At 70.5% G+C, this 25,288-nt stretch carries 22 protein-coding genes and 3 rRNA genes; 9 read left to right on the plus strand and 16 right to left on the minus strand.

Annotation, left to right across the window (positions count from 1 at the left end):
• Positions 1-10 precede the first annotated feature (10 nt).
• The 3 genes from HUT16_RS07170 to HUT16_RS07180 all read right to left on the minus strand — a co-directional run bounded on the left by HUT16_RS07170 (position 11) and on the right by HUT16_RS07180 (position 2,533).
• On the minus strand, positions 11-973 hold the full coding sequence (locus HUT16_RS07170; protein ID WP_176186566.1) for an electron transfer flavoprotein subunit alpha/FixB family protein: 963 nt from the start codon (positions 971-973) through the stop codon (positions 11-13).
• A gap of 39 nt (positions 974-1,012) precedes the next feature.
• Entirely contained in the window at positions 1,013-1,798 is a 786-nt protein-coding gene (locus HUT16_RS07175; protein WP_217712037.1) for an electron transfer flavoprotein subunit beta/FixA family protein, read from the minus strand.
• Positions 1,799-2,116: 318 nt separating this feature from the next.
• Entirely contained in the window at positions 2,117-2,533 is a 417-nt protein-coding gene (locus HUT16_RS07180) for a thioredoxin family protein (protein WP_176186570.1), read from the minus strand.
• A 205-nt stretch (positions 2,534-2,738) separates the two neighbouring features.
• Here HUT16_RS07180 and HUT16_RS07185 point away from each other — a divergent pair, with 205 nt between their 5' ends.
• The 3 genes from HUT16_RS07185 to HUT16_RS07195 all read left to right on the plus strand — a co-directional run bounded on the left by HUT16_RS07185 (position 2,739) and on the right by HUT16_RS07195 (position 5,049).
• Positions 2,739-3,152 carry a DUF4395 domain-containing protein gene (locus HUT16_RS07185; protein WP_176186572.1) on the plus strand — a complete coding sequence of 138 codons (414 nt, stop codon included), beginning with the start codon at positions 2,739-2,741 and terminating at the stop codon, positions 3,150-3,152.
• 261 nt (positions 3,153-3,413) lie between these two features.
• Complete coding sequence (locus HUT16_RS07190; RefSeq protein ID WP_176186574.1) at positions 3,414-4,169, plus strand: 1-acyl-sn-glycerol-3-phosphate acyltransferase; 756 nt, start codon at positions 3,414-3,416, stop codon at positions 4,167-4,169.
• Positions 4,170-4,482: 313 nt separating this feature from the next.
• Positions 4,483-5,049, plus strand: coding sequence for a hypothetical protein (locus HUT16_RS07195; RefSeq protein WP_217712038.1), 567 nt, complete (start codon positions 4,483-4,485; stop codon positions 5,047-5,049).
• Positions 5,050-5,195: 146 nt separating this feature from the next.
• Here the strand turns inward: HUT16_RS07195 and HUT16_RS07200 are convergent, their stop codons facing one another.
• Entirely contained in the window at positions 5,196-5,723 is a 528-nt protein-coding gene (locus tag HUT16_RS07200) for a MarR family winged helix-turn-helix transcriptional regulator (protein ID WP_176186576.1), read from the minus strand.
• Positions 5,724-5,801: 78 nt separating this feature from the next.
• On the opposite strand from HUT16_RS07200, the gene HUT16_RS07205 reads away from it, so the two are divergent.
• The gene (locus HUT16_RS07205) at positions 5,802-6,392 is read left to right on the plus strand and encodes a carboxymuconolactone decarboxylase family protein (RefSeq protein WP_176186578.1); all 591 of its coding nucleotides are present in this window, start codon (positions 5,802-5,804) and stop codon (positions 6,390-6,392) included.
• A 31-nt stretch (positions 6,393-6,423) separates the two neighbouring features.
• A complete protein-coding gene (locus HUT16_RS07210; protein WP_176186579.1) occupies positions 6,424-6,783 on the plus strand; it encodes a hypothetical protein in 360 nt (119 codons plus the stop codon).
• A gap of 30 nt (positions 6,784-6,813) precedes the next feature.
• On the opposite strand, the gene HUT16_RS07215 is transcribed toward HUT16_RS07210, so the two are convergent.
• The 9 genes from HUT16_RS07215 to HUT16_RS07255 all read right to left on the minus strand — a co-directional run bounded on the left by HUT16_RS07215 (position 6,814) and on the right by HUT16_RS07255 (position 17,923).
• Positions 6,814-7,386, minus strand: coding sequence for a hypothetical protein (locus HUT16_RS07215; RefSeq protein WP_176186581.1), 573 nt, complete (start codon positions 7,384-7,386; stop codon positions 6,814-6,816).
• 12 nt (positions 7,387-7,398) lie between these two features.
• The gene (locus HUT16_RS39145; RefSeq protein ID WP_176186583.1) at positions 7,399-7,806 is read right to left on the minus strand and encodes a VOC family protein; all 408 of its coding nucleotides are present in this window, start codon (positions 7,804-7,806) and stop codon (positions 7,399-7,401) included.
• Between the two features lie 115 nt (positions 7,807-7,921).
• The gene (locus tag HUT16_RS07225) at positions 7,922-8,818 is read right to left on the minus strand and encodes a TIGR03619 family F420-dependent LLM class oxidoreductase (protein WP_176186585.1); all 897 of its coding nucleotides are present in this window, start codon (positions 8,816-8,818) and stop codon (positions 7,922-7,924) included.
• Between the two features lie 159 nt (positions 8,819-8,977).
• Positions 8,978-9,094, minus strand: a 5S ribosomal RNA gene (gene rrf / locus HUT16_RS07230).
• 88 nt (positions 9,095-9,182) lie between these two features.
• A 23S ribosomal RNA gene (locus HUT16_RS07235) occupies positions 9,183-12,288 on the minus strand.
• 276 nt (positions 12,289-12,564) lie between these two features.
• Positions 12,565-14,081: ribosomal RNA gene (locus HUT16_RS07240) — 16S ribosomal RNA — on the minus strand.
• Together the 16S, 23S and 5S rRNA genes form the textbook arrangement of a ribosomal RNA operon.
• Positions 14,082-14,658: 577 nt before the next feature.
• Positions 14,659-15,744 carry a low specificity L-threonine aldolase gene (locus HUT16_RS07245; RefSeq protein ID WP_176186587.1) on the minus strand — a complete coding sequence of 362 codons (1,086 nt, stop codon included), beginning with the start codon at positions 15,742-15,744 and terminating at the stop codon, positions 14,659-14,661.
• The gene (locus HUT16_RS07250) at positions 15,741-16,502 is read right to left on the minus strand and encodes an SDR family NAD(P)-dependent oxidoreductase (RefSeq protein ID WP_176186588.1); all 762 of its coding nucleotides are present in this window, start codon (positions 16,500-16,502) and stop codon (positions 15,741-15,743) included. Before HUT16_RS07250 ends, HUT16_RS07245 begins: the two co-directional genes overlap by 4 nt.
• The gene (locus HUT16_RS07255; RefSeq protein WP_176186590.1) at positions 16,499-17,923 is read right to left on the minus strand and encodes a DUF6421 family protein; all 1,425 of its coding nucleotides are present in this window, start codon (positions 17,921-17,923) and stop codon (positions 16,499-16,501) included. The genes HUT16_RS07250 and HUT16_RS07255 overlap by 4 nt, the downstream gene beginning before the upstream one ends.
• Before the next feature lie 356 nt (positions 17,924-18,279).
• Here HUT16_RS07255 and HUT16_RS07260 point away from each other — a divergent pair, with 356 nt between their 5' ends.
• Together HUT16_RS07260 and HUT16_RS07265 are read left to right on the plus strand one after the other, a co-directional pair.
• Positions 18,280-18,864, plus strand: a complete 585-nt coding sequence (locus tag HUT16_RS07260; protein ID WP_176186592.1) for a DUF5134 domain-containing protein — start codon at positions 18,280-18,282, stop codon at positions 18,862-18,864.
• A gap of 192 nt (positions 18,865-19,056) precedes the next feature.
• Positions 19,057-20,004 (plus strand): M56 family metallopeptidase, encoded by a 948-nt coding sequence (locus HUT16_RS07265; protein WP_176186594.1) that lies wholly within the window; start codon positions 19,057-19,059, stop codon positions 20,002-20,004.
• Between the two features lie 206 nt (positions 20,005-20,210).
• Here HUT16_RS07265 and HUT16_RS07270 read toward each other — a convergent pair whose 3' ends face one another.
• On the minus strand, positions 20,211-20,630 hold the full coding sequence (locus tag HUT16_RS07270) for a MarR family winged helix-turn-helix transcriptional regulator (protein WP_176186596.1): 420 nt from the start codon (positions 20,628-20,630) through the stop codon (positions 20,211-20,213).
• An 88-nt stretch (positions 20,631-20,718) separates the two neighbouring features.
• On the opposite strand from HUT16_RS07270, the gene HUT16_RS07275 reads away from it, so the two are divergent.
• Complete coding sequence (locus HUT16_RS07275; RefSeq protein WP_254897676.1) at positions 20,719-22,341, plus strand: MFS transporter; 1,623 nt, start codon at positions 20,719-20,721, stop codon at positions 22,339-22,341.
• A gap of 411 nt (positions 22,342-22,752) precedes the next feature.
• Here the strand turns inward: HUT16_RS07275 and HUT16_RS07280 are convergent, their stop codons facing one another.
• A complete protein-coding gene (locus tag HUT16_RS07280; RefSeq protein ID WP_176186598.1) occupies positions 22,753-23,619 on the minus strand; it encodes a helix-turn-helix transcriptional regulator in 867 nt (288 codons plus the stop codon).
• A gap of 413 nt (positions 23,620-24,032) precedes the next feature.
• On the opposite strand from HUT16_RS07280, the gene HUT16_RS07285 reads away from it, so the two are divergent.
• Positions 24,033-24,551 carry an ATP-binding protein gene (locus HUT16_RS07285; RefSeq protein ID WP_217712039.1) on the plus strand — a complete coding sequence of 173 codons (519 nt, stop codon included), beginning with the start codon at positions 24,033-24,035 and terminating at the stop codon, positions 24,549-24,551.
• Between the two features lie 195 nt (positions 24,552-24,746).
• On the opposite strand, the gene HUT16_RS07290 is transcribed toward HUT16_RS07285, so the two are convergent.
• Positions 24,747-24,989: a DUF397 domain-containing protein gene (locus HUT16_RS07290; protein WP_033222278.1), complete on the minus strand. Its 243-nt coding sequence runs from the start codon at positions 24,987-24,989 to the stop codon at positions 24,747-24,749.
• Between the last annotated feature and the right edge of the window lie 299 nt (positions 24,990-25,288).

The raw sequence follows: 25,288 nt of genomic DNA on the forward strand, positions 1-25,288 counted from the left end.
TGCCGCGGGATCAGCCCTTGCGGGACTTGACCTCGTCGGTGAGCTGGGGGAGGACGGTGAAGAGGTCTCCGACGACGCCGTAGTCGACGAGTTCGAAGATGGGGGCTTCGGGGTCCTTGTTGACGGCGATGATGGTCTTGCTGGTCTGCATGCCGGCGCGGTGCTGGATGGCGCCGGAGATGCCGGCGGCGATGTAGAGCTGGGGGGAGACCTGCTTGCCGGTCTGGCCGACCTGGCTGCTGTGGGGGTACCAGCCGGCGTCGACGGCGGCGCGGGAGGCGCCGACGGCGGCGCCGAGGGCGTCGGCGAGGTCCTCGACGACGGTGAAGCCGTCGGCGGCGCCGACGCCGCGGCCGCCGGAGACGACGATGGCGGCCTCGGTGAGCTCGGGGCGGCCGGTGGAGGTGCGGGGGGTGCGGGAGGTGACGGTGGCCGCGGTGCCGCTCAGCGCCACCTGCACGCTCTGGACGGTGCCGGCGGCGGGGGCGGCCTCGGGGGCGGTGCTGTTGGGCTTGACGGTGATGACCGCGGTGGCGGTGGTGACGGTCGAGGTGACCTGGAAGGACGCGGCGAACACCGACTGGGTGGCGATCGGGGCGCCCTCGCCGGGGGCGAGGTCGACGGCGTCGGTGATCAGCCCGGCGCCCAGGCGCAGGGCGGTGCGGGCGGCGATCTCCTTGTTCTCGCCGGAGGAGGTCAGCAGCACGGCGGTGGCGCCGGTGGCCTCGGCGATCTGGGTGAGGGCGTCGACCTTGGGCACCACCAGCTGGGTGGTGAACTCCTCGGCGTCGGCGGTGTGGACGGTGGCGGCGCCGTACTCGGCGGCCTTGGCCGCGATGGCCGCGGCCGCGTCGCCGGCGCCCAGCACGACGGCGGCGGGGGTGCCCAGGCGGCGGGCCAGCGTCAGCAGTTCGAGGGCGGGCTTGCGCACGGCGCCGTCGGCGTGGTCGACCAGGACCAGGATCTCACTCATGTGTTTTTTGCTCCGTATCCCTGTGTTCCCGGCGGCCGGTCAGATGAACTTCTGCTGGGCGAGGTAGGCGGCGAGTTGCTTGCCGCCCTCGCCCTCGTCGGTCACCAGCACGCCCTGGGTGCGGGCGGGGCGCGCCGTGACGTCGGCGACCTTGCTCCAGGCGCCGGCCAGGCCCACCGCGGCGGCGTCGATGCCCAGGTCGTCCAGGTCCAGCGAGGCCACCGGCTTCTTCTTCGCGGCCATGATGCCCTTGAAGGACGGGTAGCGGGCCTCACCGGACTGGTCGGTCACCGACACCACCGCCGGCAGCGCGGCCTCGACCTGCTCGGTCGCGCTGTCGCCGTCCCGGCGCCCGCTCACCTTCCCGCCCGCGACCGACACCTCGGACAGCAGCGTGGCCTGCGGCACGCCCAGGCGCTCGGCCAGCAGCGCGGGCAGCACGCCCATCGCCCCGTCGGTGGAGGCCATCCCGCACACCACCAGGTCGTAGCCGGTCTGCTCCAGCGCCGCCGCCAAGATCGCCGACGTGCCGATCGCGTCCGTGCCGTGGATGCCGTCGTCACTGACGTGCACGGCCTTGTCCGCGCCCATCGACAGCGCCTTGCGCAGCGCGTCCTTCGCGTCGTCGGGGCCCACGGTCAGCACCGTCACCTCGGCACCCTCGTTGGCCTCCGCGATCCGCAGCGCCTGCTCGACGCCGTACTCGTCCAGCTCCGACAGGAGGCCGTCCACGCCCTCCCGGTCGGTGGTGGCATCGTCCGCGAAGCGACGGTCACCGGTCGCGTCGGGCACGTACTTCACACAGACAACGATCCTCAAGCTCACGGCCTGCTCTCCTGTTACTGGTCCGATCCGGCGGCTGCGGCGGCTGTCCGCCCGTACCGAGCGGTCCTCGGTCCACGCGGCGGGGCCCGCGGCCCGAGCGGCGTGCGCAGGTGTCCCTCCGGAACTCCCCGGCAGCATACCCACGAGTAGCTCAGCCGTCACTACTCGCCAGTAGCTTACGCTGCCCGCGACCCGGCCGGACACCCACCGCGGCCTGGGCCCATCCTGCCCCAGGCCGACCCCGCTGCCACCTGACTCCACGCCAGATCGCCTGTGAGATTGAACGCGCGCGCACCCCGCCGGGTCCCCGCGACCGGCTCAGACGGCCTCGCCCAGCGCGGCGATCACGTCCGCCCGGCGCGGCTGCCCCGCCGCCCGCCGCACCACCCGGCCGGACGCGTCCAGCACCAGGACGGTCGGCGTCCGCAGGATCTCCAGCCGCCGCACCAGCTCCAGGCTCGACTCGGCGTCCACCTCCACGTGCGCGACGCCCTCGACCATCCCGGCCACCTCGGCCAGCGTCCGCCTGGTCGCCCGGCACGGCTGGCAGAACGAGGTCGAGAACTGCACCAGCGTCGCCCGCGCGCCCAGCGGCGCCCCCAGCTCCGCACCGGTCAGCCGCACCGCACCCTCCGCACCGCCCCGCACCCGCAGCCTCCCGTCCCGCGCCCTGCGCACCGCTCCGAACCCGCCGGCCACCGCCAGCACCACCAGGCACACGATCAGTCCGGTCACCCGACCAGTGTGACAAACCCGCCGCTGGGCCCGGAAGGCCCGCCCCGGTAGCATCGGCGCCGTGACCGCCCGCACCCCGTCGTCGAACCCCCGGCTGACCAGCCGCCGGGTGATCGACCTGTGCCGGGCCTGCACCACCCGCTGTCGCTGACCGCACCTCCCCGACGTCCGACGTCCCGTCAGCGACCCCCTCCGGAGCCCCTCCGTGCCCTCCGCACCGATAGACCCCCGCGGCCCCCGCTTCGCCGCCGTCCTCACCAGCCTCGTGCTGGCCGCCGCCCTGATCACCGGCAGCACCCTCCTGCTCGCCCTGCAGACCCTGGTCTTCGCCGCCGGCGCGCTCGGCGGCCACCGCCTCGCCCCCTACGGCTGGCTCTTCCGCACCCTGGTCCGCCCCCGCCTCGGCCCGCCCGCCGAACTGGAGGACCCCCGCCCGCCGCGCTTCGCCCAGGGCGTCGGCCTCGCCTTCACCCTGCTCGCCACCCTCGCCGCCCTGGCCGGCCTCCCCTGGCTCGCCACCGCCCTCACCGCCATGGCCCTGGCCGCCGCCTTCCTCAACGCCGCCTTCGACTACTGCCTGGGCTGCGAGTGCTACCTCCTGCTCAGCCGCCTGCGCTGAGCACGGCGGGCGGGGAACCGGCCGGGCCCGGGCACCCGCCGCCCGCCCGTCCCGCCGTCCCGCCGTCCCACCGGAAAGTTCCCGGTGGGAGGGTCGCCTCCCCCACCCCCGCGCGGGCGTGACAGACCGTGCCCGTTCAGGGGATCATCGGAGGGAAACACCCGTGGCCGCCGCGGCGTGCCGCGACCTCCCGGTCCGGCGGCCCCCGGGCCCCGGGTACCGCCGGACCGGGCGCATGGCCCGTGGGAAGTAGGGCTGACCGTGGCTGAGTTCGTGTACCCGCCGGTGATCCGCACCGCACTGGCCGCCTTCAAGGCGCTGGACCTGCGGATCACCATCGTCGGCGCCGAGCACGTCCCCGCCACCGGCGGCGCCGTCCTGGTCAGCAACCACATCAGCTACCTGGACTTCATCTTCGCCGGCTTCGGCGCGTACCGGGTGGGCCGCCGCAAGACCCGGTTCATGGCCAAGGACGACGTGTTCAAGCACAGGGTCTCCGGCCCGCTGATGCGCGGCATGAAGCACATCCCGGTGGACCGCGCCGACGGCCAGCCCGCGTACGAGGCCGCGGTGAAGGCGCTGCGCGAGGGCGAGGTGGTCGGGGTGTTCCCGGAGGCCACCATCAGCCGCTCGTTCACGCTGAAGAAGTTCAAGACCGGCGCCGCCCGGATGGCCGCCGACTCGGGCACCCCGCTGCTGCCGGTCATCCTGTGGGGCACCCAGCAGCTGTGGACCAAGGGCCACCCCAAGACGCTGACCAAGCGGCACGTCCCGGTGACCATCATGATCGGCGAGCCGATCCACCTGGCCCCCACCGACAAGCCCGTCATGGTCACCCGCCGCCTGCGCGCCGCGATGACCGAGATGCTGGACCGCGCCCAGCGCGAGTACCCGGCCGAGCCGACCGGTCCGGCCGACAGCTGGTGGCTGCCCGCGCACCTGGGCGGCACCGCGCCGACCCTGGAGCAGGCCGAGGCCGAGGACGAGGCGGAAGCCGAGCGCCGCGCCGCCCGCTGACGCCGGTACCGCACCCGCCCGCTGACGCCCCCTCGGTGCGGCCATCGTCCTCTCATCCGATGCGCTGCTGGCGGCCTGCTCCGGCGTTGGCGGGGGCGGGGGCGGCACCAGCGCGAAGACCACCACCGGGGCCGACGCCCCGATCTCCCCGCAGTCCTCCACCACCGAGGACCTGACCGGCCTGTTCGCGGACACCAACACCTGCGCCCTGACCGCGCAGACCACCCAGGGCCCGTACTACTTCGACGCCGACAGGATCCGCAGCGACATCCGCGAGGACCGCGCGGGCGTCCGGCTGCGCCTGGCCCTCCGGGTGCAGGACAGCGAGACCTGCAAGGCGATCCCGAGCGCGGTGGTGGAGATCTGGCACTGCGACGCCGCCGGGAAGTACTCGGGCGCCGAGCAGCTGTCCAGCGGCGGCGGTGGCGGCGGCACGGGCGGTGGCCCCGGCGGTGGCGGCACTCCCCCGTCGGGCGGCCCGGACGTCGGCGGTGGCGGTGGCGGCGCCGACGACGGCATGGCCGACCTGACCCCGCAGGACGACAAGCGCTACCTGCGCGGCGCCCAGGTCACCAACCAGGACGGCATCGTCGAGTTCACCACCATCTGGCCGGGCTGGTACTCGGGCCGTACCGTCCACGTCCACGCGATGGTGCACATCGGCGACGAACGCACCCTCACCACCCAGGTGATGATGGACGAGTCGCTGAACAGCGCGGTGTTCGCCAAGACCCCGTACAGCACCCACAGCGGCCGCGACACCTTCAACGACGGGGACGGCATCTACCAGCCGTCCATGCTGCTGAAGGTCACCGAGGACGGTGACGGCTACCTCGGCGTGATCACCTTCGCCGCCGACCCCGACAAGAACGGCAAGTAGCCCCCGCCGCGACCGCGTTCCGCCACCGCTCCGCCCTCTCCATCCGCCTCCATCCGCTCCGCCCCCGGCCCGCCGTCCGCGCGCCGGGGGCGTCCGGCTCTCCGGCCGGTTGCCGCGCGTCCGCTTCCCGCCGGGCCGCTTCCCGCTCAGCCGGTGAACCAGCCCGCCGCGTCCAGCCGGAAGCCGGACGGGCCGACCAACTCCGCGAGCCCGTCCTCCAGTTCGCGCAGGCGCCGCTCCCCGAGCACGGCCGCCCAGCGGGCCCGGATCTCGTCAAACCCGGCCGCCGACCTGGCGAGCATGTCCAGCCCGCGCGGCGTCAGCCGGACCAGCTTGCGCCGGGCGTCCTGCGGGTCGTCCGCCCGCTCCGCGTACCCGAGCGCCTCCAGCCGGTCCACCGTCTTGCCCGCCGCCTGCTTGGACACCCCCAGCCGGCGGCCGAGCTCGCTCGCGGTGGCCCCGTCCACGCCGATCGCCTGGAGCGCGAAGCCGTGCGCGGGCCGCGCGTCCGGGTGGCCCTGCCGGGCCAGCTCGGCGTGCAACTCGTCGATGATCGTGCGGAATCCGGCGAACAGCAGCAGCGGCAGCTCGAACCCGGCCCGGCCCGGCCCGTCGGGATCCCCGTTGCGCGAATCGACAACCTGGTTTACGTTTTGGTCAACCACGTTGTCCATTCTAGGACGCGCAGCCGGAGCCCGCCCTCCCGGCCGCCCCGGCACGCCATCACGCCATCACGCCCGAAAGGCACACCCATGCCCACGCCCGCCCACGCCTCCCCGGCCGTCCCGACCGTCCCGACCACCGGCGCGTACTTCCCCGACCTCACCCCCGACACCGCCCCCGCGGACGCCCGCCGCCAGCTCGACCAGGTCACCCGCCACCTCGGCTACCTGCCCTCCGCCGCCGCCCGCCTCGCCCACGCGCCCCAACTCCTCGACGGCTTCCTCAAGCTGACCGCCATGTTCGACCGCACCGAGCTGGACCCGGTGGTCCGCGAGACCGTCATCCTCACCATCGCCGCCCGCAACGGCTGCCACGTCTGCGTCGCCATGCACACCGCCACCCTCACCGGGCTGGCCGCCGCCCCCGAGCTGATCGCCGCCCTGCGCGCCCAGCAGCCGCTGCCCGACGCCCGGCTGGAGGCCGTCCGGGCCTTCGTCCACTCCGTCCTCGACCACACCGGCGCCGTCCCCGAACCCGACCTCGCCGCCTTCCTCGGCCACGGCTTCACCCCACGCAACGCCCTGGAGATCGTCCTCGGCATCGGCGCCTACACCCTCTCCACCTTCGCCAACCGCCTGACCGACGCCCCCGTCGACCCCCGACTCGCCCCCTACGCCTGACCGTTCACCCCCCGGCCGGTACGCTCCCCCGGTGACCGACCGCGGCCCCGCCCTCCCCGCGCTGCGCCACCAGCTGGTGGCCGCGGTCCTCACCCTTGCCGCTCCCGGCCTGCAGGACGACGCGTTCGACCCCGCGCCCCTGCTCACCACCCTGTTCACCGAGGCGTGCGACGCCGACGACCCGCTCCCGTGGATCGGCCACACCCTGCGCACCGGCGAGGAGGCCGCCCTCATCGCGGACCTCGGCGCCGCCCTCCGCACCCTCCGGGCCGGCCTCCCGCCCGACCCCCGCTCGGCCGACCACCTGAACTCCCCGGCCTGGCCCGCCGTCACCACCGCCGCCGCCCGCCTGGCCCGCGTCCTGGTCGCCAACGACCACCACGCCCGCTGACCCGCCGGCGGCCCGTCCTCCTCCTCGTCCTCAGAACACCATCTCCACCCCCATCGCGCCCTCCCCCGCCCGCGCCGCGGCCCGCAGCACCCGCAACGGCTCCTCGAACAGCTCCGCCACCTGCCCGTCACCGTCACCGACCCCCGCCAACCACTCCGCCGCGCGCCCGAACGCCGCCTCCCGCGCCGCCCCGGTCACCCCCAGCACCGCCTCCACCTCGGGCAACCGCTCCCGCACCTGCCCGGCGTCCCAGACGAACTCGCCGGCCCAGCCCGGCAACCGCTCCACCCCGTCCGGCCCCAGCGCGAACGCCAAGGCGTGGAACGGGAACGCCTTCCGCACCCCGAACGCCCAGCGCTCCTGCTCCGGACGCCCCTCCAGCATCCTCAGCAACTCCCAGCGGGTCTCGTCGAGTTGCTCCTCCTCGCCCTCCTCGTGCCCCCAGGACTCGAACAGGACCCGCAACCGCTCCCGGTCCGCCCCCGGATGCTCCCGCCACCACGCCAAGGAGGCGGCCGCACCCGCCGGGCGCCCCGGCCAGCGCACCGCCGCCGCAGCCCCGTCGGGCACCACCCCCAGCATCCACCACCCGTGGTACCCCACCCGTCCCCCTCCTCAGCGGCCCGGCCCCTCGCCCTCGTCGCCCACGCCCTCCTTGTCCTCCTTGCCCTCCGGCAGCACGAAATGGGGGTTCTCGATCAGCCCGACCACCGCACCCGAAGGCTCGATCACCGTCCCCACCCGGATTCCGCCGCCGACCTCCTGCACCTGCTCCCGCACCGCCGCCCCGACCGCCACGAACCGCGCCACCGCCACGTCGACGTCCCGCACGCCCCAGTACGACACCGGCCCGACCGCCGGATCAGCGTTCGGATCGAGCCCCAACTCGTAGCCGCCCACGTTGAACCCCACGTAGAACGGCTCGTCGAAGTACGGCTCCACCCCCAGCACCGAGCTCCACCACGCCTTCGCCGCAGCGAGGTCCCGCGCAGGATGAATGACCGTCCGAAGACCGAGCAGCACGCCGACGTCCCTTCCAGCTGACCCGACCGGTCCGACCCGGCCGGTCCGGAAGCCGAGCCTAGAAGATCCCGCCCCCGCCCACTCCCGGAACACGCCACTCCGCCACCTCCGCCACTCACCCCAACTGCGGCACCACCTCCGCCGCCACCCACTCCATCGCCGGCACCAGGTGCTCCGCCGCCACCGGCAGCCACAGCGTGCAGTCCGTCAGCCCCGCCTCCGCCAACTCCCCCAGCTCCGCCACCACGCTCCCCGCGCTCGCCGCCGCCCCGCCCAACGGCCGCCCCGGAGCCTCCAGCGCCACCGGCACCCCCGGCGGCGTCAGGAACACCGCCCCCGCCACCGCCAACCGCTCCACGTCCGTCCGGTCCGCGCCGTTCTCCGCCAACTCCCCGAGCCGACGCCGCACTTCCCGCACCTGCCCCGCGTCCACCCCCGTCCCGTACCACCCGTCCCCGAACCGCAGCACCCGCCGCAACGCCGCCTCACTGTGCCCGCCCACCCACACCGGCGGCCCGCCCGCCGTCACCGGCGCCACCCCCGACCGGGCCCCCTCGAACCCCGTGAACCGCCCCGCGAACGCGGCCGGCCGCTCCCCCCACAACGCCCGCACCGCCCCCAGGTGGTCGTCCGTCCGCGCCCCGCGCTCCCGCACCGGCACCCCCGCCGCCGCGAACTCCTCCGGGTTCCACCCCGTCCCCACGCCCAGCACCAGCCGCCCGCCCGACACCACGTCCAACGTCGCCACCTGGTTCGCCAGCACCACCGCCCGGTAGTACGGCACCACCAGCACCGATGTCAGCAACCGCACCCGCGAGGTCACCCCCGCCACCGCCCCCAACAGCACCAACGGATCCGCGTCCACCCCGAACCCGCTCTCCAACACCCGGTTCCCGACCGCCACATGATCGAACCCCAGCTCCTCGGCCACCCCCGCGGCCCGCAGCACCGCCCGCCCGTCCCCCACCGGCCACCCCGGCTGAAGCGACACGCCCACCCGCAACCCGACCATCCGCCCCGCACCTCTTCCCGATCGTCCGCCCCAACGGCCCGCGCACAACGACCAACACCCCGGCCGGCACCTTTCATCCCCGTGTCCGACCCCGGGAACTCCCCCGGAAACGCGAGAAAGCCCCCCGACTTCCCGTCAGGGGGCTTTCTCCCAATGATTGTTCGGCGGCGTCCTACTCTCCCACAGGGTCCCCCCTGCAGTACCATCGGCGCTGTGAGGCTTAGCTTCCGGGTTCGGAATGTAACCGGGCGTTTCCCTCACGCTATGACCACCGAAACACTATGAAACTGTGCACCGCCCACCCGCCCGCCGGAGCGGGGGTGGGGGTCGTTGTTTCAGAACAACACAGTGGACGCGAGCAACTGAGGACAAGCCCTCGGCCTATTAGTACCGGTCAACTCCACCCCTCACAGGGCTTCCATATCCGGCCTATCAACCCAGTCGTCTACTGGGAGCCTTACCCTCTCAAGGAGGTGGGAGTGCTCATCTCGAAGCAGGCTTCCCGCTTAGATGCTTTCAGCGGTTATCCCTCCCGAACGTAGCCAACCAGCCATGCCCTTGGCAGGACAACTGGCACACCAGAGGTTCGTCCGTCCCGGTCCTCTCGTACTAGGGACAGCCCTTCTCAACACTCCTACGCGCACAGCGGATAGGGACCGAACTGTCTCACGACGTTCTAAACCCAGCTCGCGTACCGCTTTAATGGGCGAACAGCCCAACCCTTGGGACCTACTCCAGCCCCAGGATGCGACGAGCCGACATCGAGGTGCCAAACCATCCCGTCGATATGGACTCTTGGGGAAGATCAGCCTGTTATCCCCGGGGTACCTTTTATCCGTTGAGCGACGGCGCTTCCACAAGCCACCGCCGGATCACTAGTCCCTACTTTCGTACCTGCTCGACCCGTCAGTCTCACAGTCAAGCTCCCTTGTGCACTTACACTCAACACCTGATTGCCAACCAGGCTGAGGGAACCTTTGGGCGCCTCCGTTACCCTTTAGGAGGCAACCGCCCCAGTTAAACTACCCACCAGACACTGTCCCTGATCCGGATCACGGACCCAGGTTAGACATCCAGCACGACCAGAGTGGTATTTCAACGTCGACTCCACCCGAACTGGCGTCCGGGTCTCACAGTCTCCCACCTATCCTACACAAGCCGAACCGAACACCAATATCAAGCTATAGTAAAGGTCCCGGGGTCTTTCCGTCCTGCTGCGCGAAACGAGCATCTTTACTCGTAATGCAATTTCACCGGGCCTGTGGTTGAGACAGTCGAGAAGTCGTTACGCCATTCGTGCAGGTCGGAACTTACCCGACAAGGAATTTCGCTACCTTAGGATGGTTATAGTTACCACCGCCGTTTACTGGCGCTTAAGTTCTCAGCTTCGCCCGACCGAAGTCGGACTAACCGGTCCCCTTAACGTTCCAGCACCGGGCAGGCGTCAGTCCGTATACATCGCCTTACGGCTTCGCACGGACCTGTGTTTTTAGTAAACAGTCGCTTCTCGCTGGTCTCTGCGGCCACCACCAGCTCGGGGAGAAAATCCCGTCACCAGCAATGGCCCCCCTTCTCCCGAAGTTACGGGGGCATTTTGCCGAGTTCCTTAACCACAGTTCACCCGAACGCCTCGGTATTCTCTACCTGACCACCTGAGTCGGTTTGGGGTACGGGCCGCCATGAAACTCGCTAGAGGCTTTTCTCGACAGCATAGGATCATCCACTTCACCACAATCGGCTCGGCATCAGGTCTCAGACTATGTGCTGCGCGGATTTGCCTACGCAACGTCCTACACCCTTACCCCGGGACTACCACCGCCCGGGCTGGACTACCTTCCTGCGTCACCCCATCGCTCACCTACTACAGGCTCGGACCGGCGGCTCCACCACGTCCCATCGTCCGAAGACTCCGGGCCGGCTTCACGGCCTTAGCATCACCTGGTTCGACGTTGGCGCTTCAAAGCGGGTACGGGAATATCAACCCGTTGTCCATCGACTACGCCTGTCGGCCTCGCCTTAGGTCCCGACTTACCCTGGGCAGATCAGCTTGACCCAGGAACCCTTGGTCAATCGGCGCAAGAGTTTCCCACTCTTGTATCGCTACTCATGCCTGCATTCTCACTCGTGAACCGTCCACAACTCGATTCCTCGGCTGCTTCACCCGGCACACGACGCTCCCCTACCCATCACAGCCTCCGTTGGGAGTATTGCTGCAATGACACGACTTCGGTGGTGTGCTTGAGCCCCGCTACATTGTCGGCGCGGAATCACTTGACCAGTGAGCTATTACGCACTCTTTCAAGGGTGGCTGCTTCTAAGCCAACCTCCTGGTTGTCTCTGCGACTCCACATCCTTTCCCACTTAGCACACGCTTAGGGACCTTAGTCGGTGTTCTGGGCTGTTTCCCTCTCGACCATGGAGCTTATCCCCCACAGTCTCACTGCCGCGCTCTCACTTACCGGCATTCGGAGTTTGGCTAAGGTCAGTAACCCGGTGAGGCCCATCGCCTATCCAGTGCTCTACCTCCGGCAAGAAACACACGACGCTGCACCTAAATGCATTTCGGGGAGAACCAGCTATCACGGAGTTTGATTGGCCTTTCACCCCTAACCACAGGTCATCCCCCAGGTTTTCAACCCTGGTGGGTTCGGTCCTCCACGAAGTCTTACCTCCGCTTCAACCTGCCCATGGCTAGATCACTCCGCTTCGGGTCTTGGGCATGCAACTCGAACGCCCTATTCGGACTCGCTTTCGCTACGGCTACCCCACACGGGTTAACCTCGCTACACACCGCAAACTCGCAGGCTCATTCTTCAAAAGGCACGCAGTCACAGCCCGAAGGCTGCCCCCACGGCTTGTAGGCACACGGTTTCAGGTACTATTTCACTCCGCTCCCGCGGTACTTTTCACCATTCCCTCACGGTACTATCCGCTATCGGTCACCAGGGAATATTTAGGCTTAGCGGGTGGTCCCGCCAGATTCACACGGGATTTCTCGGGCCCCGTGCTACTTGGGAGAAGCTCAAGCGAGCCGTACAGATTTCGTCTACGGGGGTCTTACCCTCTACGCCGGACCTTTCGCATGTCCTTCGACTACCCATACGGTTTCTGACTCGCCCAGCCGCCGGCAGACGACTGAAGAACTTTCCCACAACCCCTCGAGCGCAACCCCTGCCGGGTCTCACACGCTCAAGGTTTGGCCTCATCCGGTTTCGCTCGCCACTACTCCCGGAATCACGGTTGTTTTCTCTTCCTGCGGGTACTGAGATGTTTCACTTCCCCGCGTTCCCTCCACATACCCTATGTGTTCAGGTATGGGTGACAGCCCATGACGACTGCCGGGTTTCCCCATTCGGACACCCCCGGATCAAAGCTCGGTTGACAGCTCCCCGGGGCCTATCGCGGCCTCCCACGTCCTTCATCGGTTCCTGGTGCCAAGGCATCCACCGTGCGCCCTTAAAAACTTGGCCACAGATGCTCGCGTCCACTGTGCAGTTCTCAAACAACGACCAGACACCCAAACCCGACACCCCATCAAGGAGGCGCCCGGCATGAGGCCGGCATCCCAGAGACAACGATTACTCGTTCCCTCAGGACCCAACAACGTGCCCGACCCAGGACCATCACCCACACGTTCCACGCCGAAGCAGTACTAGTGGGGCTCACGCCCTGTGCCGAATAGTCAACGTTCCACCCATGAGCAACCGTGCGAGACATTCGCTCGCATCCGGCCATGTGCTCCTTAGAAAGGAGGTGATCCAGCCGCACCTTCCGGTACGGCTACCTTGTTACGACTTCGTCCCAATCGCTGGTCCCACCTTCGACGGCTCCTCCCCTTACGGGTTAGGCCACCGGCTTCGGGTGTTACCGACTTTCGTGACGTGACGGGCGGTGTGTACAAGGCCCGGGAACGTATTCACCGCAGCATGCTGATCTGCGATTACTAGCAACTCCAACTTCATGGGGTCGAGTTGCAGACCCCAATCCGAACTGAGACCGGCTTTTTGGGATTCGCTCCGCCTCACGGCATCGCAGCCCTTTGTACCGGCCATTGTAGCACGTGTGCAGCCCAAGACATAAGGGGCATGATGATTTGACGTCGTCCCCACCTTCCTCCGAGTTGACCCCGGCAGTCTCCTGTGAGTCCCCGACATTACTCGCTGGCAACACAGAACAAGGGTTGCGCTCGTTGCGGGACTTAACCCAACATCTCACGACACGAGCTGACGACAACCATGCACCACCTGTACACCGACCACAAGGGGGCGCCTATCTCTAGACGTTTCCGGCGTATGTCAAGCCTTGGTAAGGTTCTTCGCGTTGCGTCGAATTAAGCCACATGCTCCGCTGCTTGTGCGGGCCCCCGTCAATTCCTTTGAGTTTTAGCCTTGCGGCCGTACTCCCCAGGCGGGGAACTTAATGCGTTAGCTGCGGCACCGACGACGTGGAATGTCGCCAACACCTAGTTCCCAACGTTTACGGCGTGGACTACCAGGGTATCTAATCCTGTTCGCTCCCCACGCTTTCGCTCCTCAGCGTCAGTAATGGCCCAGAGATCCGCCTTCGCCACCGGTGTTCCTCCTGATATCTGCGCATTTCACCGCTACACCAGGAATTCCGATCTCCCCTACCACACTCTAGCCTGCCCGTATCGAATGCAGACCCGGGGTTAAGCCCCGGGCTTTCACATCCGACGCGACAGGCCGCCTACGAGCTCTTTACGCCCAATAATTCCGGACAACGCTCGCACCCTACGTATTACCGCGGCTGCTGGCACGTAGTTAGCCGGTGCTTCTTCTGCAGGTACCGTCACTTGCGCTTCTTCCCTGCTGAAAGAGGTTTACAACCCGAAGGCCGTCATCCCTCACGCGGCGTCGCTGCATCAGGCTTTCGCCCATTGTGCAATATTCCCCACTGCTGCCTCCCGTAGGAGTCTGGGCCGTGTCTCAGTCCCAGTGTGGCCGGTCGCCCTCTCAGGCCGGCTACCCGTCGTCGCCTTGGTAGGCCATTACCCCACCAACAAGCTGATAGGCCGCGGGATCATCCTGAACCGCCGGAGCTTTCCACCGACCCCCATGCGGGAGACGGTCGTATCCGGTATTAGACCTCGTTTCCAAGGCTTGTCCCAGAGTTCAGGGCAGATTCCCCACGTGTTACTCACCCGTTCGCCACTGATCCACCCCGAAGGGCTTCACCGTTCGACTTGCATGTGTTAAGCACGCCGCCAGCGTTCGTCCTGAGCCAGGATCAAACTCTCCGTGAATGCTTCTCACGAAAGAGCGGCACAGCAACCACCGGAATAAGGCGGCCCCGCGCACTGCGTCCTCGCTAGTGATACTTCATAAAGGAATCTCCAACCAACCGATACCGGCCGGCCGGGGATGTCAACATATCTGGCGTTGACTTTTGGCACGCTGTTGAGTTCTCAAGGAACGGATGCTTCCTTCGACCGGCCTTCCGACCGCATCTCCGGGCGCTTCGTTCTTTCGTGTTCCCAGCTTATCAGATCCGAGCCTGTGCTCTTTCCCGACTCGCTTTCGTCTTCTGCGGCTTGACGCCCCGTCCGACGTTTCAAACTCTAGCCGATCCCCGCTCCGTAAAGCGAATCGGCCGCAATCTCCGGAAAAGCGCACGCCGACAATACGAACGGGGACGCGAAAAGGACGCGACCCGTCACGGATCATCGAACTGGTTTCTCAGGGGATTGGCCGCCCCGGGACCGTCCACACAGATGCGTGTCCGGTGCTCCCTGCCGAGCGACCAGTCAACACTACGCCGGATCGGGAGCGGGTGCAAACAGCGTCCCGTTCCCGACCCGGCGCACGAGTCGAACGTCCTTGTCAGGCCTGGCGGGCCATCTCCTCGGCGATCGCGGCGGCGAAGGCGTCGATGTCCTGTTCGGTGGTGTCGAAGGCCGCCATCCAGCGGACCTCGCCGGTGTGCTCGTCCCAGAAGTAGAAGCGGTAGCGCTTCTGGAGGCGCTCGCTGACCTCGCGCGGGAGGAGGGCGAAGACGGCATTGGCCTGGACGGGGCGGACGACGGTGACGCCGGGGATGTCGCGGACGGCGGCCTCCAGGCGGCGGGCCATCGCGTTGGCGTGGCCGGCGTTGCGGAGCCAGAGGTCGCCGGTGAGGAGGGCCTCGAACTGGACCGAGACGAAGCGCATCTTCGAGGCGAGCTGCATCGACATCTTGCGCAGGTACTTGAGGTTGCGGACCTTGTCGGGGTCGAGGACGACCACGACCTCGCCGAGCAGCAGGCCGTTCTTGGTGCCGCCGAAGGAGAGGACGTCGACACCGGCGTCGGTGGTGAACTCGCGGAACGGGACGCCGAGGGAGGCGGCGGCGTTGGCGAGCCGGGAGCCGTCCATGTGGACGAGCATGCCGCGTTCGTGGGCGTGCTCGCAGATCGCCCGGACCTCGTCGACGGTGTAGAGGGTGCCGAGTTCGGTGGACTGGGTGATCGAGACGGCGAGCGGCTGGGCGCGGTGCTCGTCGCCCCAGCCCCAGGCCTGCCGGTCGATCAGGGCGGGGGTGAGCTTGCCGTCGGGGGTGGGGACGGTGTGGATCTTGATGCCGGCGAGCTTCTCGGGGGCGCCGCACTCGTCGACGTTGATGTGCGCGCTCTCGGCGGCGATGACGGCGCCCCAGCGCGGGAGCACCGCCTGCAGCGCGACGACGTTGGCGCCGGTGCCGTTGAAGACGGGGTAGGCCTCGGCGCGGTCGCCGAAGTGGCGGCGGAAGACGGTCTGCAGGTGCTCGGTGTAGGCGTCCTCGCCGTAGGAGATCTGGTGGCCGTCGTTGGCGAGGGCGATCGCGGCGAGCACCTCGGGGTGGACGCCGGCGTAGTTGTCGCTGGCGAAGCCGCGGACGGCGGGGTCGTGGTGCCGCACCGCGTCGGTCGGGCCGGTCACGGGAGGGGTCATCGGGCTGTCAGCCACAGGTGCTGTCCGTTCAGTTCTGCTGCGGGGCGCTCCCAGAGGGACGCCAGGGTGGAGGCCAGGTCGGCAGTGTCGGTGAAGCCGGGGAACTTGGCGTCCGGCTTCTCCGTGCGCATCTCGGGGCTGACCAGGGCCTTGATGACCAGGATGACGGCGGCCGCGGTGGGGGCGCCGTCCGGGGCGGTGGTCTCCTTGCGGAAGGAGTCCGCCATCGCGAGGGTCCAGGCCTCGGTGGCGGCCTTGGCCGCGGCGTACGCGGCGCCGCCCGCGGTGGGCTTGTGCGCGGCGGCGGCGGAGACCATGGCGTAGCGGCCGGCGGGGCTGCGCAGCAGGGCGGGCTGGAAGGCCAGCGAGGTGTGCTGGAGGGTGCGGACGACGGTGTCGTGCAGGAAGTCCCAGTCGTCGATGCGGGAGTCGAAGAAGGTCTTGCTGCCGCGCCAGCCGCCGACGAGGTGGAGCAGTCCGTCGACGCGGCCGTGCTCGGCCTCCAGGTGGTCGGCCCAGTCGTGCACCTCCTGCGGGTCGAGCAGGTCGATGACCTGTCCGTCGACCCGGGCGCCGGGGACGGCGGCGCGGACGGTGCCGAGGGCGGCGTCCAGGCGGTGCTGGTCGATGTCGGCGCCGATGACGGTGGCGCCGTCGGCGGCGAGGCGGCGCAGGGTGGCCCGGCCGGCGGGGCCGCTGGCTCCGGCGACGGCGATCACCTTTCCGTCGAGGGGGCGGGCGTCCGTGCGGGCGCTCATGCGGCGACCTCCTGGGTGCTGGTGCCGGTGATGCCCTTGGTGCCGGCGATGACGCGGCCGAGCTTCTTGGCCAGGGCTTCGTAGAACATGCTGAGCGGGAACTCGTCGGGGTGGACGGCGTCGCACAGCGCCTTGCGCAGTGCCTTGTCGTCGGCGAGGTCCAGCGGGAGCGCCTCGGGGCCCTTGGCCCAGGTGGAGGCGGGGTGCGGGGTGAGGTAGCGGGAGACCAGCTGGTAGGCGGCGATCCAGTGGGCGGTCTTGGGGCGGTCGATGCCGTCGCGGTAGAGGGTCTCGATCTCGGCGCAGAGCTGGTTGGTGGTGTCGGCGACCCGGCTCCAGTCGATGGTGAGCCGGTTGTCGCGCCAGCGCAGGGCGTCGTGCTTGTGGAGGTAGGCGAAGAGCAGCTGGCCGCCGAGGCCGTCGTAGTTGCGGACGCGGTCGCCGCTGACCGGGAAGCGGAACAGCCGGTCGAAGAGGATGGCGTACTGGACGTCGCGGCCCTGGGGGTGGCCCTCGGCCTCCAGGCGGACCGACTCCTTGAAGGTGTTGAGGTCGCAGCGGAGCTCTTCGAGGCCGTACATCCAGAACGGGCTGCGCTGTTTGATCATGAAGGGGTCGAACGGCAGGTCGCCGTGGCTGTGGGTGCGGTCGTGGACGAGGTCCCACAGGACGAAGGTCTGCTGGGTGCGGTCCTGGTCCCGGAGCAGGCCGGCGGCGTCGGCGGGGATGTCCAGGCCGAGCTGGCGGACGGCGCTGGTGGTGACGGCGCGGAAGCGGGCGGCTTCGCGGTCGCAGAAGATGCCGCCCCAGGTGAAACGTTCCGGCGCCTCGCGGACGGCGACCGTCTCGGGGAAGAGCACGGCGGAGTTGGTGTCGTAGCCGGCGGTGAAGTCCTCGAAGGCGATGCCGAGGTAGCCGGGGTTGTCGAAGCGGGTGCGCTCCAGCTCGGCGATCCAGTCGGGCCAGACGACCTTCAGCAGGACGGCCTCCAGGTTGCGGTCCGGGTTGCCGTTCTGGGTGTACATCGGGAAGACGACCAGGTGGCCGGTGCCGTCGACGCGGTGCTCGTCGGGGCGGAAGGCCAGCAGCGAGTCGAGGAAGTCGGGCTCGCGGTAGCCGGTGCCGGCCCACTTGCGCAGGTCGGCGCGGACGGCGGCCAGGTAGTCGGCGTCGTGCGGGAAGAGCGGGGCCAGTTCGGCGACGGCCTGCTGCACGGTCTCGACCAGCGGGTCGACGTCCGCGCGCGGCACGGCGGCCAGGTCGATCGAGCCGTCCTTGGACTGCAGCGGGCGGAGGGCCTCCACGGCGGTCTTGAGGCGCGACCAGGCGGGGCGGCCGGCCGCACCCGCGGCCTGGCCCGCGGCCGGTTCGGTGGCGTGGGCGTCGCCCGCGAGCGCGAGCGTCGGCGAAAGATTCTGCATCACAGGCTCACTTCGACAGGAGTTATTTCGACAGGACCACGTTAAATGCGAAAGGTTCTCCGGCTCAAGGCCAGTTTGACGGTAGACGCTCCAGTTCGTAGTACCGCCGTCCGCCGTTCCCGCCGCCGTGGATGAAACCGGACAGATCCGGCGTCGGCGGGGACGGGCGTCCGATCTGCCCCGACCATGCCCCGGGGCCCACCGGCCCGCCACCGGGGCGCCCACGGTGCGCACCGGGCCGGTAACGCCTCGGTGCGCCCCCGTTCGCGCCCTGCTGCGCCCGGGCGGGGTCGGTGATCGTGGGGGGAGCGGCCGGACCCGGCGGGTCCGGTGCCGAGGGCACGGAGGGGGACGCGATGCACGGTCCGGCGCTGGTGAGCTGGCTGCTGGCCGCACTGGCCGCGGGCAGCGGCGGCTACTGCGGGTGGCGGGTGCGCCGCTGGAGCACCGACCCGGCCTGCGGCGGGCACCACCGGGCGCGCCGGGAGTCGGACGTGCTGGAGGCCGCGATGGGCCTGGGCATGGCCGGGATGGCGCTGCTGCCGGGGGTGTTCTGGGGGTGGCCGTACGCGCTGCTGGCGGCGGTGCTGCTGGTGGGCGCGCTGGCCGGGCGCGGGGCGGGGCTGCGGGCGCACCGGCTGCACCACGGGATCGGTGCGCTGGCGATGGCGTACATGGCGCTGGCGATGGCGGGCGGGGGCGGCACGGCGGGCGGGCACGCCGGGCACCACGGGCAGCCGGACGGGCTGCCGGTCCTGACGGGGGTGCTGCTGGTGTACTTCGGGGCGTACGCGCTGTGGGAGGGCAGCCGGGTGCTGGCGGTGGGCGGTCCGGCGGCGGGCGGTCCGGCGGTGGGCGGTCCGGCGGTGGCGGCGCCGCTGCCGCAGGCGTGCCGGGCGGCGATGGGGATCGGGATGTTCGCGATGCTGCTGTCGATGTGAACGCGGGCGCGGGGGGCGTACGGGCGCGCGGTCCGGCGGGCCCCGGCGGGGGCTGACGGGGTGTCGGGGGCGGTGCCCGGGCGTGGCCTTGGTCACTGGACCCACCCGGGCGTTCCGCGCGGGCGTGCGGCGGCATAGGTTGGGGGAGGCGCACCGCCGCGCCCTCGCCCCCTCCCTCGGGGAGACCTTGCCATGACGGCACTGCTGAGCCTGCTGCTGCTCGGACTGCTGCTCGCCACCGTGGCGCCGAGCCGGCTGGCCCGGGCCCGCTGGCCGGAGCGCGAACCGGTGCTGGCCCTGCTGGTGTGGCAGATGCTGGTGGTCGCGGTGCTGCTGTGCTGCGTGCTGAGCCTGCTGCTGGCGAGTGCGGCGGCGCTGCCCGACTGGCGGGACGCGGTGTTCGCGGGCGCTCCGGCCGGGGTGGAGGACGCGTACGGGCTGGCCGGCCTGGAGGGCTGGGGCCGGCTGTCGGCGGCGGTGCTGGCGGCGGGCGGGGTGTGGACGGCGGTGTCGCTGGCCCGGGAGATCCGTTCGGCGCGGGCCGAGCGCGGCCACCGGCACGCCCAACTGGTGAGTCGGGCGCCGGAGTTGCCGAGTTCGCTGCTGCCGCGTCGGCGCCGGGTGCGGGAGCCGCTGGTGGTGCTGGAGAACGTCCGGCCGCAGGCCTGGTCGCTGCCGGGGCCGCGGGCCCGGCTGGTGGTGACCACGGGGGCCCTGCAACAGCTGTCGGACCGGGAGCTGGCGGCGGTGCTGAGCCACGAACGCGGCCACGTCCGGGCCCGGCACCACTGGCTGGCGCAGTGCGCGCAGGCGCTGGCCACCGGGTTCCCGGGGGTGGGGGTGTTCTCCGCGTTCCGCGACCAGGTGGCGGTGCTGGTGGAGCTGGCGGCGGACGACCGGGCGGCGCGGCGGCACGGGCGGGTGACCACGGCGCTGGCGCTGGCGGAGCTGAACAGCTCGGTGTTCGCCTCCTGCCCGCCGGCCCAGCTGGCGCAGTCCCCCGCGCGGGTGGACCGGCTGCTGCTGGGCGAGCCCCGGCTGCCGGTGCCGGCCCGGCTGGGGTGGACCCTGGCGGCGCTGGCGGCCCCGCTGGGCGCGGTGCTGCTGGCGGCGGCGCCGGGGCTGTCGACGCTGCTCTGAACCGCCGGGCGCGGCGTCCCCGATCCGGCCTCCGGGCGAACGCCCCGGGCGGCCTCCGGACGAACGCTCCGGGCCGACCGGTCGTGAAATCGCGCGCCCGGCCCGCCGGTTGACGGCGGTTCGGGGCCCGGCGCCCCTCCCCGGGGGCCTCCCCCGCTGCCGCCCCGCTCCCTCAGTCCTCGGGCAGTCCTCGGGTAGTCCTCGGCTCAGCCCTCGGGGCCGAGCGTCTCGGCGAGGATCCGGCGGTGCACGGGGCGGGCCTTGAGGTAGCGCTCGCGGCCCTCCTCGGTGAGCGCGATGTAGATGCCGCGCCGGTCGTCGACGCAGTGCGTGCGCCGGAGCAGGCCGGCCTTCTCCATCCGGGCGACCAGCCGGGAGAACGCGCTCTGGCTGAGGTGGACGGTGCCGGCCAGGGTCTGCGCGCGCTCGCCGCCGCCCGGCTTCTCCAGCTCGAACTCCCGCAGCCGCTCCAGCAGTTCGAACTCGCTGACGCCGAGCCCGAACGCCTCGCCCAGCTCGCGGTCGATGGCGCAGGAGGTGGCCGCGTGGCGGGCCAGCAGGGCGCGCCACTGCTCGCTGAGCGCCGTCTCCGCGGCCGGGTCGTGGTCTGGGTCGAAGTCGGTCACGCCGCCAGGTTAGCACATGCACACGCATTTGATGCAGCCACATTAAATGCGTTTGCATCCCATGCACATGCATGTAGCGTACGGTGCCATGACCGACACGACAGTGATCCGCACTCCCGTGCTCGACGCACCCGGGCCCGACGCCCACCCGACCGCCGATCCGGCCGCCCGCCCGGCCGGCGCCCCGACCGACGGCCCGATCCCCGGCCCGGCCGACGGCACCCGCTGGAGTCCGCGCTTGTGGGGCGCCCTGGTGGTCCTGTGCGCCGCGATGTTCCTGGACGCGCTGGACGTCTCGATGGTCGGCGTCGCCCTGCCCTCCATCGGCGCCGACCTGCACCTGTCCGACTCCGCCCTGCAGTGGGTGGTGAGCGGCTACGTCCTCGGCTACGGCGGGCTGCTGCTGCTCGGCGGCCGGGCGGCCGACCTGCTGGGCCGCCGCCGGGTGTTCCTGGTCGCGCTGGCCGTGTTCGCCGGCGCCTCGCTGCTGGGCGGGCTGGTGGACAGCGGGCCGCTGCTGATCGGCGCCCGCTTCCTGAAGGGCGTCAGCGCCGCGTTCACCGCCCCGGCCGGCCTCTCCATCATCACGACGACGTTCCCGGAGGGCCCGGCCCGCAACCGGGCGCTGTCCATCTACACCACCTGCTCGGCGGCCGGCTTCTCGCTCGGCCTGGTGATCAGCGGCCTGCTGACGTCGGCCGGCTGGCGGCTGACGTTCCTGATGCCCGTCCCGGTCGCGCTGATCGCCCTGGTCGCCGGCGTCAAGCTGCTGCCCCGCCGCGGCGACGAGCACCGCGCCTCGGGCGGGTACGACGTGGCGGGCGCGATCACAGGCACCGCGGCGGTGCTGCTGCTGGTGTTCACGGTGACGGAGGCCCAGGGCGCGGGCTGGCTGTCGGCCCGCACGATCGGGTCGCTGCTGCTGGTGGCGGCGCTGGCCGCGGCCTTCCTGCTGATAGAGGCACGTACCGCCCACCCGCTGGTCCGGCTCGGCATCTTCCGGGACGCGGGCGTCCGCCGGGCGAACCTGACGGCGCTGACGCTGATGGGCAGTTACGCGGGCTTCCAGTTCGTGGCCACGCTGTACCTGCAGCGGCTGCTGGGCTGGTCGGCGCTGGAGACGGCGTTCGGGCTACTGCCGGGCGGCGCGGTGGTGGCGTTCTCGGCCGGCGCGGTCGGCCGCTTGCTGGACAGGTTCGGCTCGGCCCGGGTACTGCCGGTCGGCGTGGCCTCGATGGTGCTGGGCTACGCGCTGTTCCTCCGGCTGGACGAGCACAGCGGCTTCCTCGGCCTGGTGCTGCCGAGCATGTTGCTGATCGGCGCGGGCTTCGCGCTGGCCTTCCCCTCCATCAACGTGGCGGCGACCTCCGGGGTGTCGGACGACGAACAGGGCCTGGCCTCGGGCCTGGTGAACACCGCGCTCCAGGTCGGCGGCGCGATCGTGCTGGCCGTCACCACCGCGGTGCTCACCGCGGGCAGCGCCGGCGGCACCGACGCGCACGCCCAACTGGCGGGCTACCGGCCCGCGTTGCTGCTGGTGACGGGCACCACCGCGCTCGGCCTGCTGATCGCGCTGACCGGCGCGCTCCGCTCCGGCCGCGCGGTGTCGGCGGCAGGTGCGGCGGCGCCGGAGGCGACGGGTGCGAAGGCGGATGCGAAGGCGGATGCGAAGGCGGATGCCAAGGCGAAGGAGGTGCGGTCGGCGCACTGAGGAACACCCGGGCGGTCGACCCCTCGCCGCCCGGAGCGCCCCGCTGGTGCAGCGGTACCCGGCTCCACCAAACCCCCGTGTTGGTGGAGCCGGTGCGCCGTCCGCACGCGGCCCGGAGGGGCGGTGCGGACTTCGGAGCAGACACCATGGCAGTTCGCCGGGCCACGGTCAATCCGACCGGCGCCGCCGATACCGAACCGCCGCCGACGGCAAGGAGGTCGGCGGCGCACCACCTGCGCCGCCCGCACCACCGCCGGGCACCGGCGCACACCGGCGCCCGCGGACGGCTCCCCCGCGCCGGCCCCGCCGGACCGGACGACCGCCACCGGACCGCACGGCCGCCGCGAACCGCCGGACGACCGGACCACCCGACCGCCCCACCATCCGACCACCCGACCACCCGACCGCCGGTCACTGCCCCTTGAGGATCGACTGCAGCAGGTCGAGCGTCTCTTGCGGGGTGAGGCTGTCCACGCACAGCCGCTCCATCACCTGCAGGTACTCGTCGACGTCGTCGCGCTTGTCCAGGTAGAGGGCGCTGGTCAGCTGCTCCACGTAGACCACGTCGGGCAGGTCCTGCTCGGGGAAGCGCAGCACCGAGAAGGCGCCGCTCTCACCGGCGTGCGCGCCGAACCGGAACGGCATCACCTGGACGACCACGCTGGGCAGTTGGGCCAGTTCCACCAGGTGCTCCAGCTGGGCCCGCATCACCTCGGGGCCGCCGACCGGGCGGCGCAGCGCGGCCTCGTCGATGACGGCCCAGAACTTGGGGCCGCGGCCCTCGGTGAGCAGCGTCTGGCGACGGGTGCGCAGGGCGACGCGGCGGTCGATCTCCTCGTCGTCGAGGGCGGGCCGGTTCTGCGCGAAGATCGCCCGGGCGTACTCCTCGCACTGGAGCAGACCGGGGACGAACTGCACCTCGTAGGTGCGGATCAGCGCGGCGGCCTCCTCCAGGCCGATGTAGGTCTGGAACCAGTTGGGCAGCACGTCGTTGTAACTGTGCCACCAGCCGGACTTGTTGGCCTCGCGGACGAGGGCGAGCAGGGCTTCGCGGTCGGGGCCCGCGGCCAGCCCGTAGAGGCTGAGCAGGTCGGCGACGTCGCGCTCCTTGAAGGAGACCCGGCCGAGTTCCATGCGGCTGATCTTGGACTCGGAGGCCCTGATCGCGTAGCCGGCGTCCTCCCGGGTGATGGCGCAGCCCTCGCGGAGCCGACGGAGCTGGGAGCCGAGGAGGATGCGGCGCACCATCGAGCCCCCGCCGGGCTGAACTGTGGTCATCTGACCAAACCTCCACTTGGACGGACCAGTTGCACAGTCTGCCATCAGTTGGGCGCACTGAGTGCCGGTAGTGGTGCAGCGGGCTACCGCTTCGGCCACATCGGGTCCATCTTGCACGTGCATCCGGACCATGCATATGCCAATCGCACGACTGCACGTGAATCGACTCTTGCATCTGCCGTAAGCGCAGAGGACCATGGTGCACGTGCACTTGCACGCCCTGGCAATCCCGCGGGCTCCGCGTCGACCCCATGCGCGAACCCGCACACCCTCCCGGCAACGCCCGCGCGTCGCTGGGCACTTGTGTGTGCGGACCGGTCGACCCGGCGGCTCGGCGGCCGAGCGAGTCGGAGGTGACCGGCATGACCCCGGTGGGTCCCGCCGTGTCCGCCCCCTTATGGGAGGAGCTCTTCATGAGCACCGGTACGGTCCTGGCGACCGACCCTCATGTGGTCAGCTGCACCCTCGCTCCCCGCTTCGAAGCGGTGCGCACCGCACGGGAGTTCACCAGACGGACGCTGGACGGCTGGGGCCTGGCGGAGATCTTCGACGACGTCGCGCTGGTGGCCTCCGAGCTGGTGACCAACGCGCTGCGGCACGCGCTCGGCCAGAGCGAACCGTCCCGGGTGCCGCTCCGGAACGGTCCGCAGGCGGCCGAGATCCTGCCCATCCGGATCAGCCTGGTGCACCGCTCCCCGCAGGTGGTCTGCGCGGTCAGTGACCCGTCCAGCACCGGCCCGGTCGCCCGGGAGGCCGACTTCGTGGCCGAGTCCGGCCGCGGCCTGCACCTGGTGGACTCCTTCTCCCGCTCCTGGGGCTGGCACCCGCTGGCGGGCGCGGGCAAGGTGGTCTGGGCGCTGTTCGACGCGCACGCGGCCGGGCCGGGCCCGGAGCAGCTGCCGAACCCCGGCCGCCACCGCCGCTCCGCCTGAACTCCCGACCCGCCTAAACCCCCGACCCACGCCCGAACCCCCGGCCGCGCCCGAACCGCCGGCCCGGGGGCCCGGGGGCCCGTTCCCGGGGGCACGCCGGGAGACCCGCCCGGCAACCCGTCTCGTCCGGAAAAACACGGAGGCCGTCGTGGTGTCATCCCACGACGGCCCGGGTGCACGGGAGTTGGCGCCCAGTCAGGGCGTGCCTCCCAGGTGGTCGAACTCCCCGTCCTTCACGCCGAGCAGCATCGCGGTGATCTCCGCGCGGGTGTAGACCAGCGCCGGGCCCTCCGGGAAGCGCGAGTTGCGCATCGCCACGTCGCCGTTCGGCAGCGCGGCGAATTCCACGCAGTTGCCCTTCGAGTTGCTGTGACGGCTCTTCTGCCAGACCACCCCGTCCAGGTCGGTCGCCGCCATGCCGTTGTACGCCTCACGCATTGTCTTCTCCCCAAAGCCTGGCGAATGCCTCACTTGACGTGATGATAACCCGGATGCACGTGCATCAGCATGGGAAATCTCCCGTGCAAAGGAACGTGCCGATGCCGACACCAAGCCTTCACAGCAGCGTAATTGACGGTGCGTAAGCGGACACAGCCGGGCGAAACGCCAGTCACTCCATGACCGTCCGCACACACCTGTCAGCGCGTTGTCGATCATCACCCCCTACAACGCGGTTCACAGGCAGTCACGGTTCGCGCTGTGATCACTGTCACTTCCTGGCGGAAAGCCGCCCGCTG

The sequence above is a fragment of the Kitasatospora sp. NA04385 genome (assembly GCF_013364235.1).
Lineage (GTDB): Bacteria > Actinomycetota > Actinomycetes > Streptomycetales > Streptomycetaceae > Kitasatospora.

What these genes read in the sequence shown, in the direction of transcription:
- HUT16_RS07170 (WP_176186566.1), bottom strand. Translation starts at nt 973, where the DNA reads ATGAGTGAGATCCTGGTCCTGGTCGACCACGCCGACGGCGCCGTGCGC.
- HUT16_RS07200 (WP_176186576.1), bottom strand. Translation starts at nt 5,723, where the DNA reads ATGGACAACGTGGTTGACCAAAACGTAAACCAGGTTGTCGATTCGCGC.
- HUT16_RS07205 (WP_176186578.1), top strand. Translation starts at nt 5,802, where the DNA reads ATGCCCACGCCCGCCCACGCCTCCCCGGCCGTCCCGACCGTCCCGACC.
- HUT16_RS07225 (WP_176186585.1), bottom strand. Translation starts at nt 8,818, where the DNA reads ATGGTCGGGTTGCGGGTGGGCGTGTCGCTTCAGCCGGGGTGGCCGGTG.
- HUT16_RS07245 (WP_176186587.1), bottom strand. Translation starts at nt 15,744, where the DNA reads ATGACCCCTCCCGTGACCGGCCCGACCGACGCGGTGCGGCACCACGAC.
- HUT16_RS07250 (WP_176186588.1), bottom strand. Translation starts at nt 16,502, where the DNA reads ATGAGCGCCCGCACGGACGCCCGCCCCCTCGACGGAAAGGTGATCGCC.
- HUT16_RS07255 (WP_176186590.1), bottom strand. Translation starts at nt 17,923, where the DNA reads ATGCAGAATCTTTCGCCGACGCTCGCGCTCGCGGGCGACGCCCACGCC.
- HUT16_RS07260 (WP_176186592.1), top strand. Translation starts at nt 18,280, where the DNA reads ATGCACGGTCCGGCGCTGGTGAGCTGGCTGCTGGCCGCACTGGCCGCG.
- HUT16_RS07265 (WP_176186594.1), top strand. Translation starts at nt 19,057, where the DNA reads ATGACGGCACTGCTGAGCCTGCTGCTGCTCGGACTGCTGCTCGCCACC.
- HUT16_RS07275 (WP_254897676.1), top strand. Translation starts at nt 20,719, where the DNA reads ATGACCGACACGACAGTGATCCGCACTCCCGTGCTCGACGCACCCGGG.
- HUT16_RS07280 (WP_176186598.1), bottom strand. Translation starts at nt 23,619, where the DNA reads ATGACCACAGTTCAGCCCGGCGGGGGCTCGATGGTGCGCCGCATCCTC.
- HUT16_RS07285 (WP_217712039.1), top strand. Translation starts at nt 24,033, where the DNA reads ATGAGCACCGGTACGGTCCTGGCGACCGACCCTCATGTGGTCAGCTGC.
- HUT16_RS07290 (WP_033222278.1), bottom strand. Translation starts at nt 24,989, where the DNA reads ATGCGTGAGGCGTACAACGGCATGGCGGCGACCGACCTGGACGGGGTG.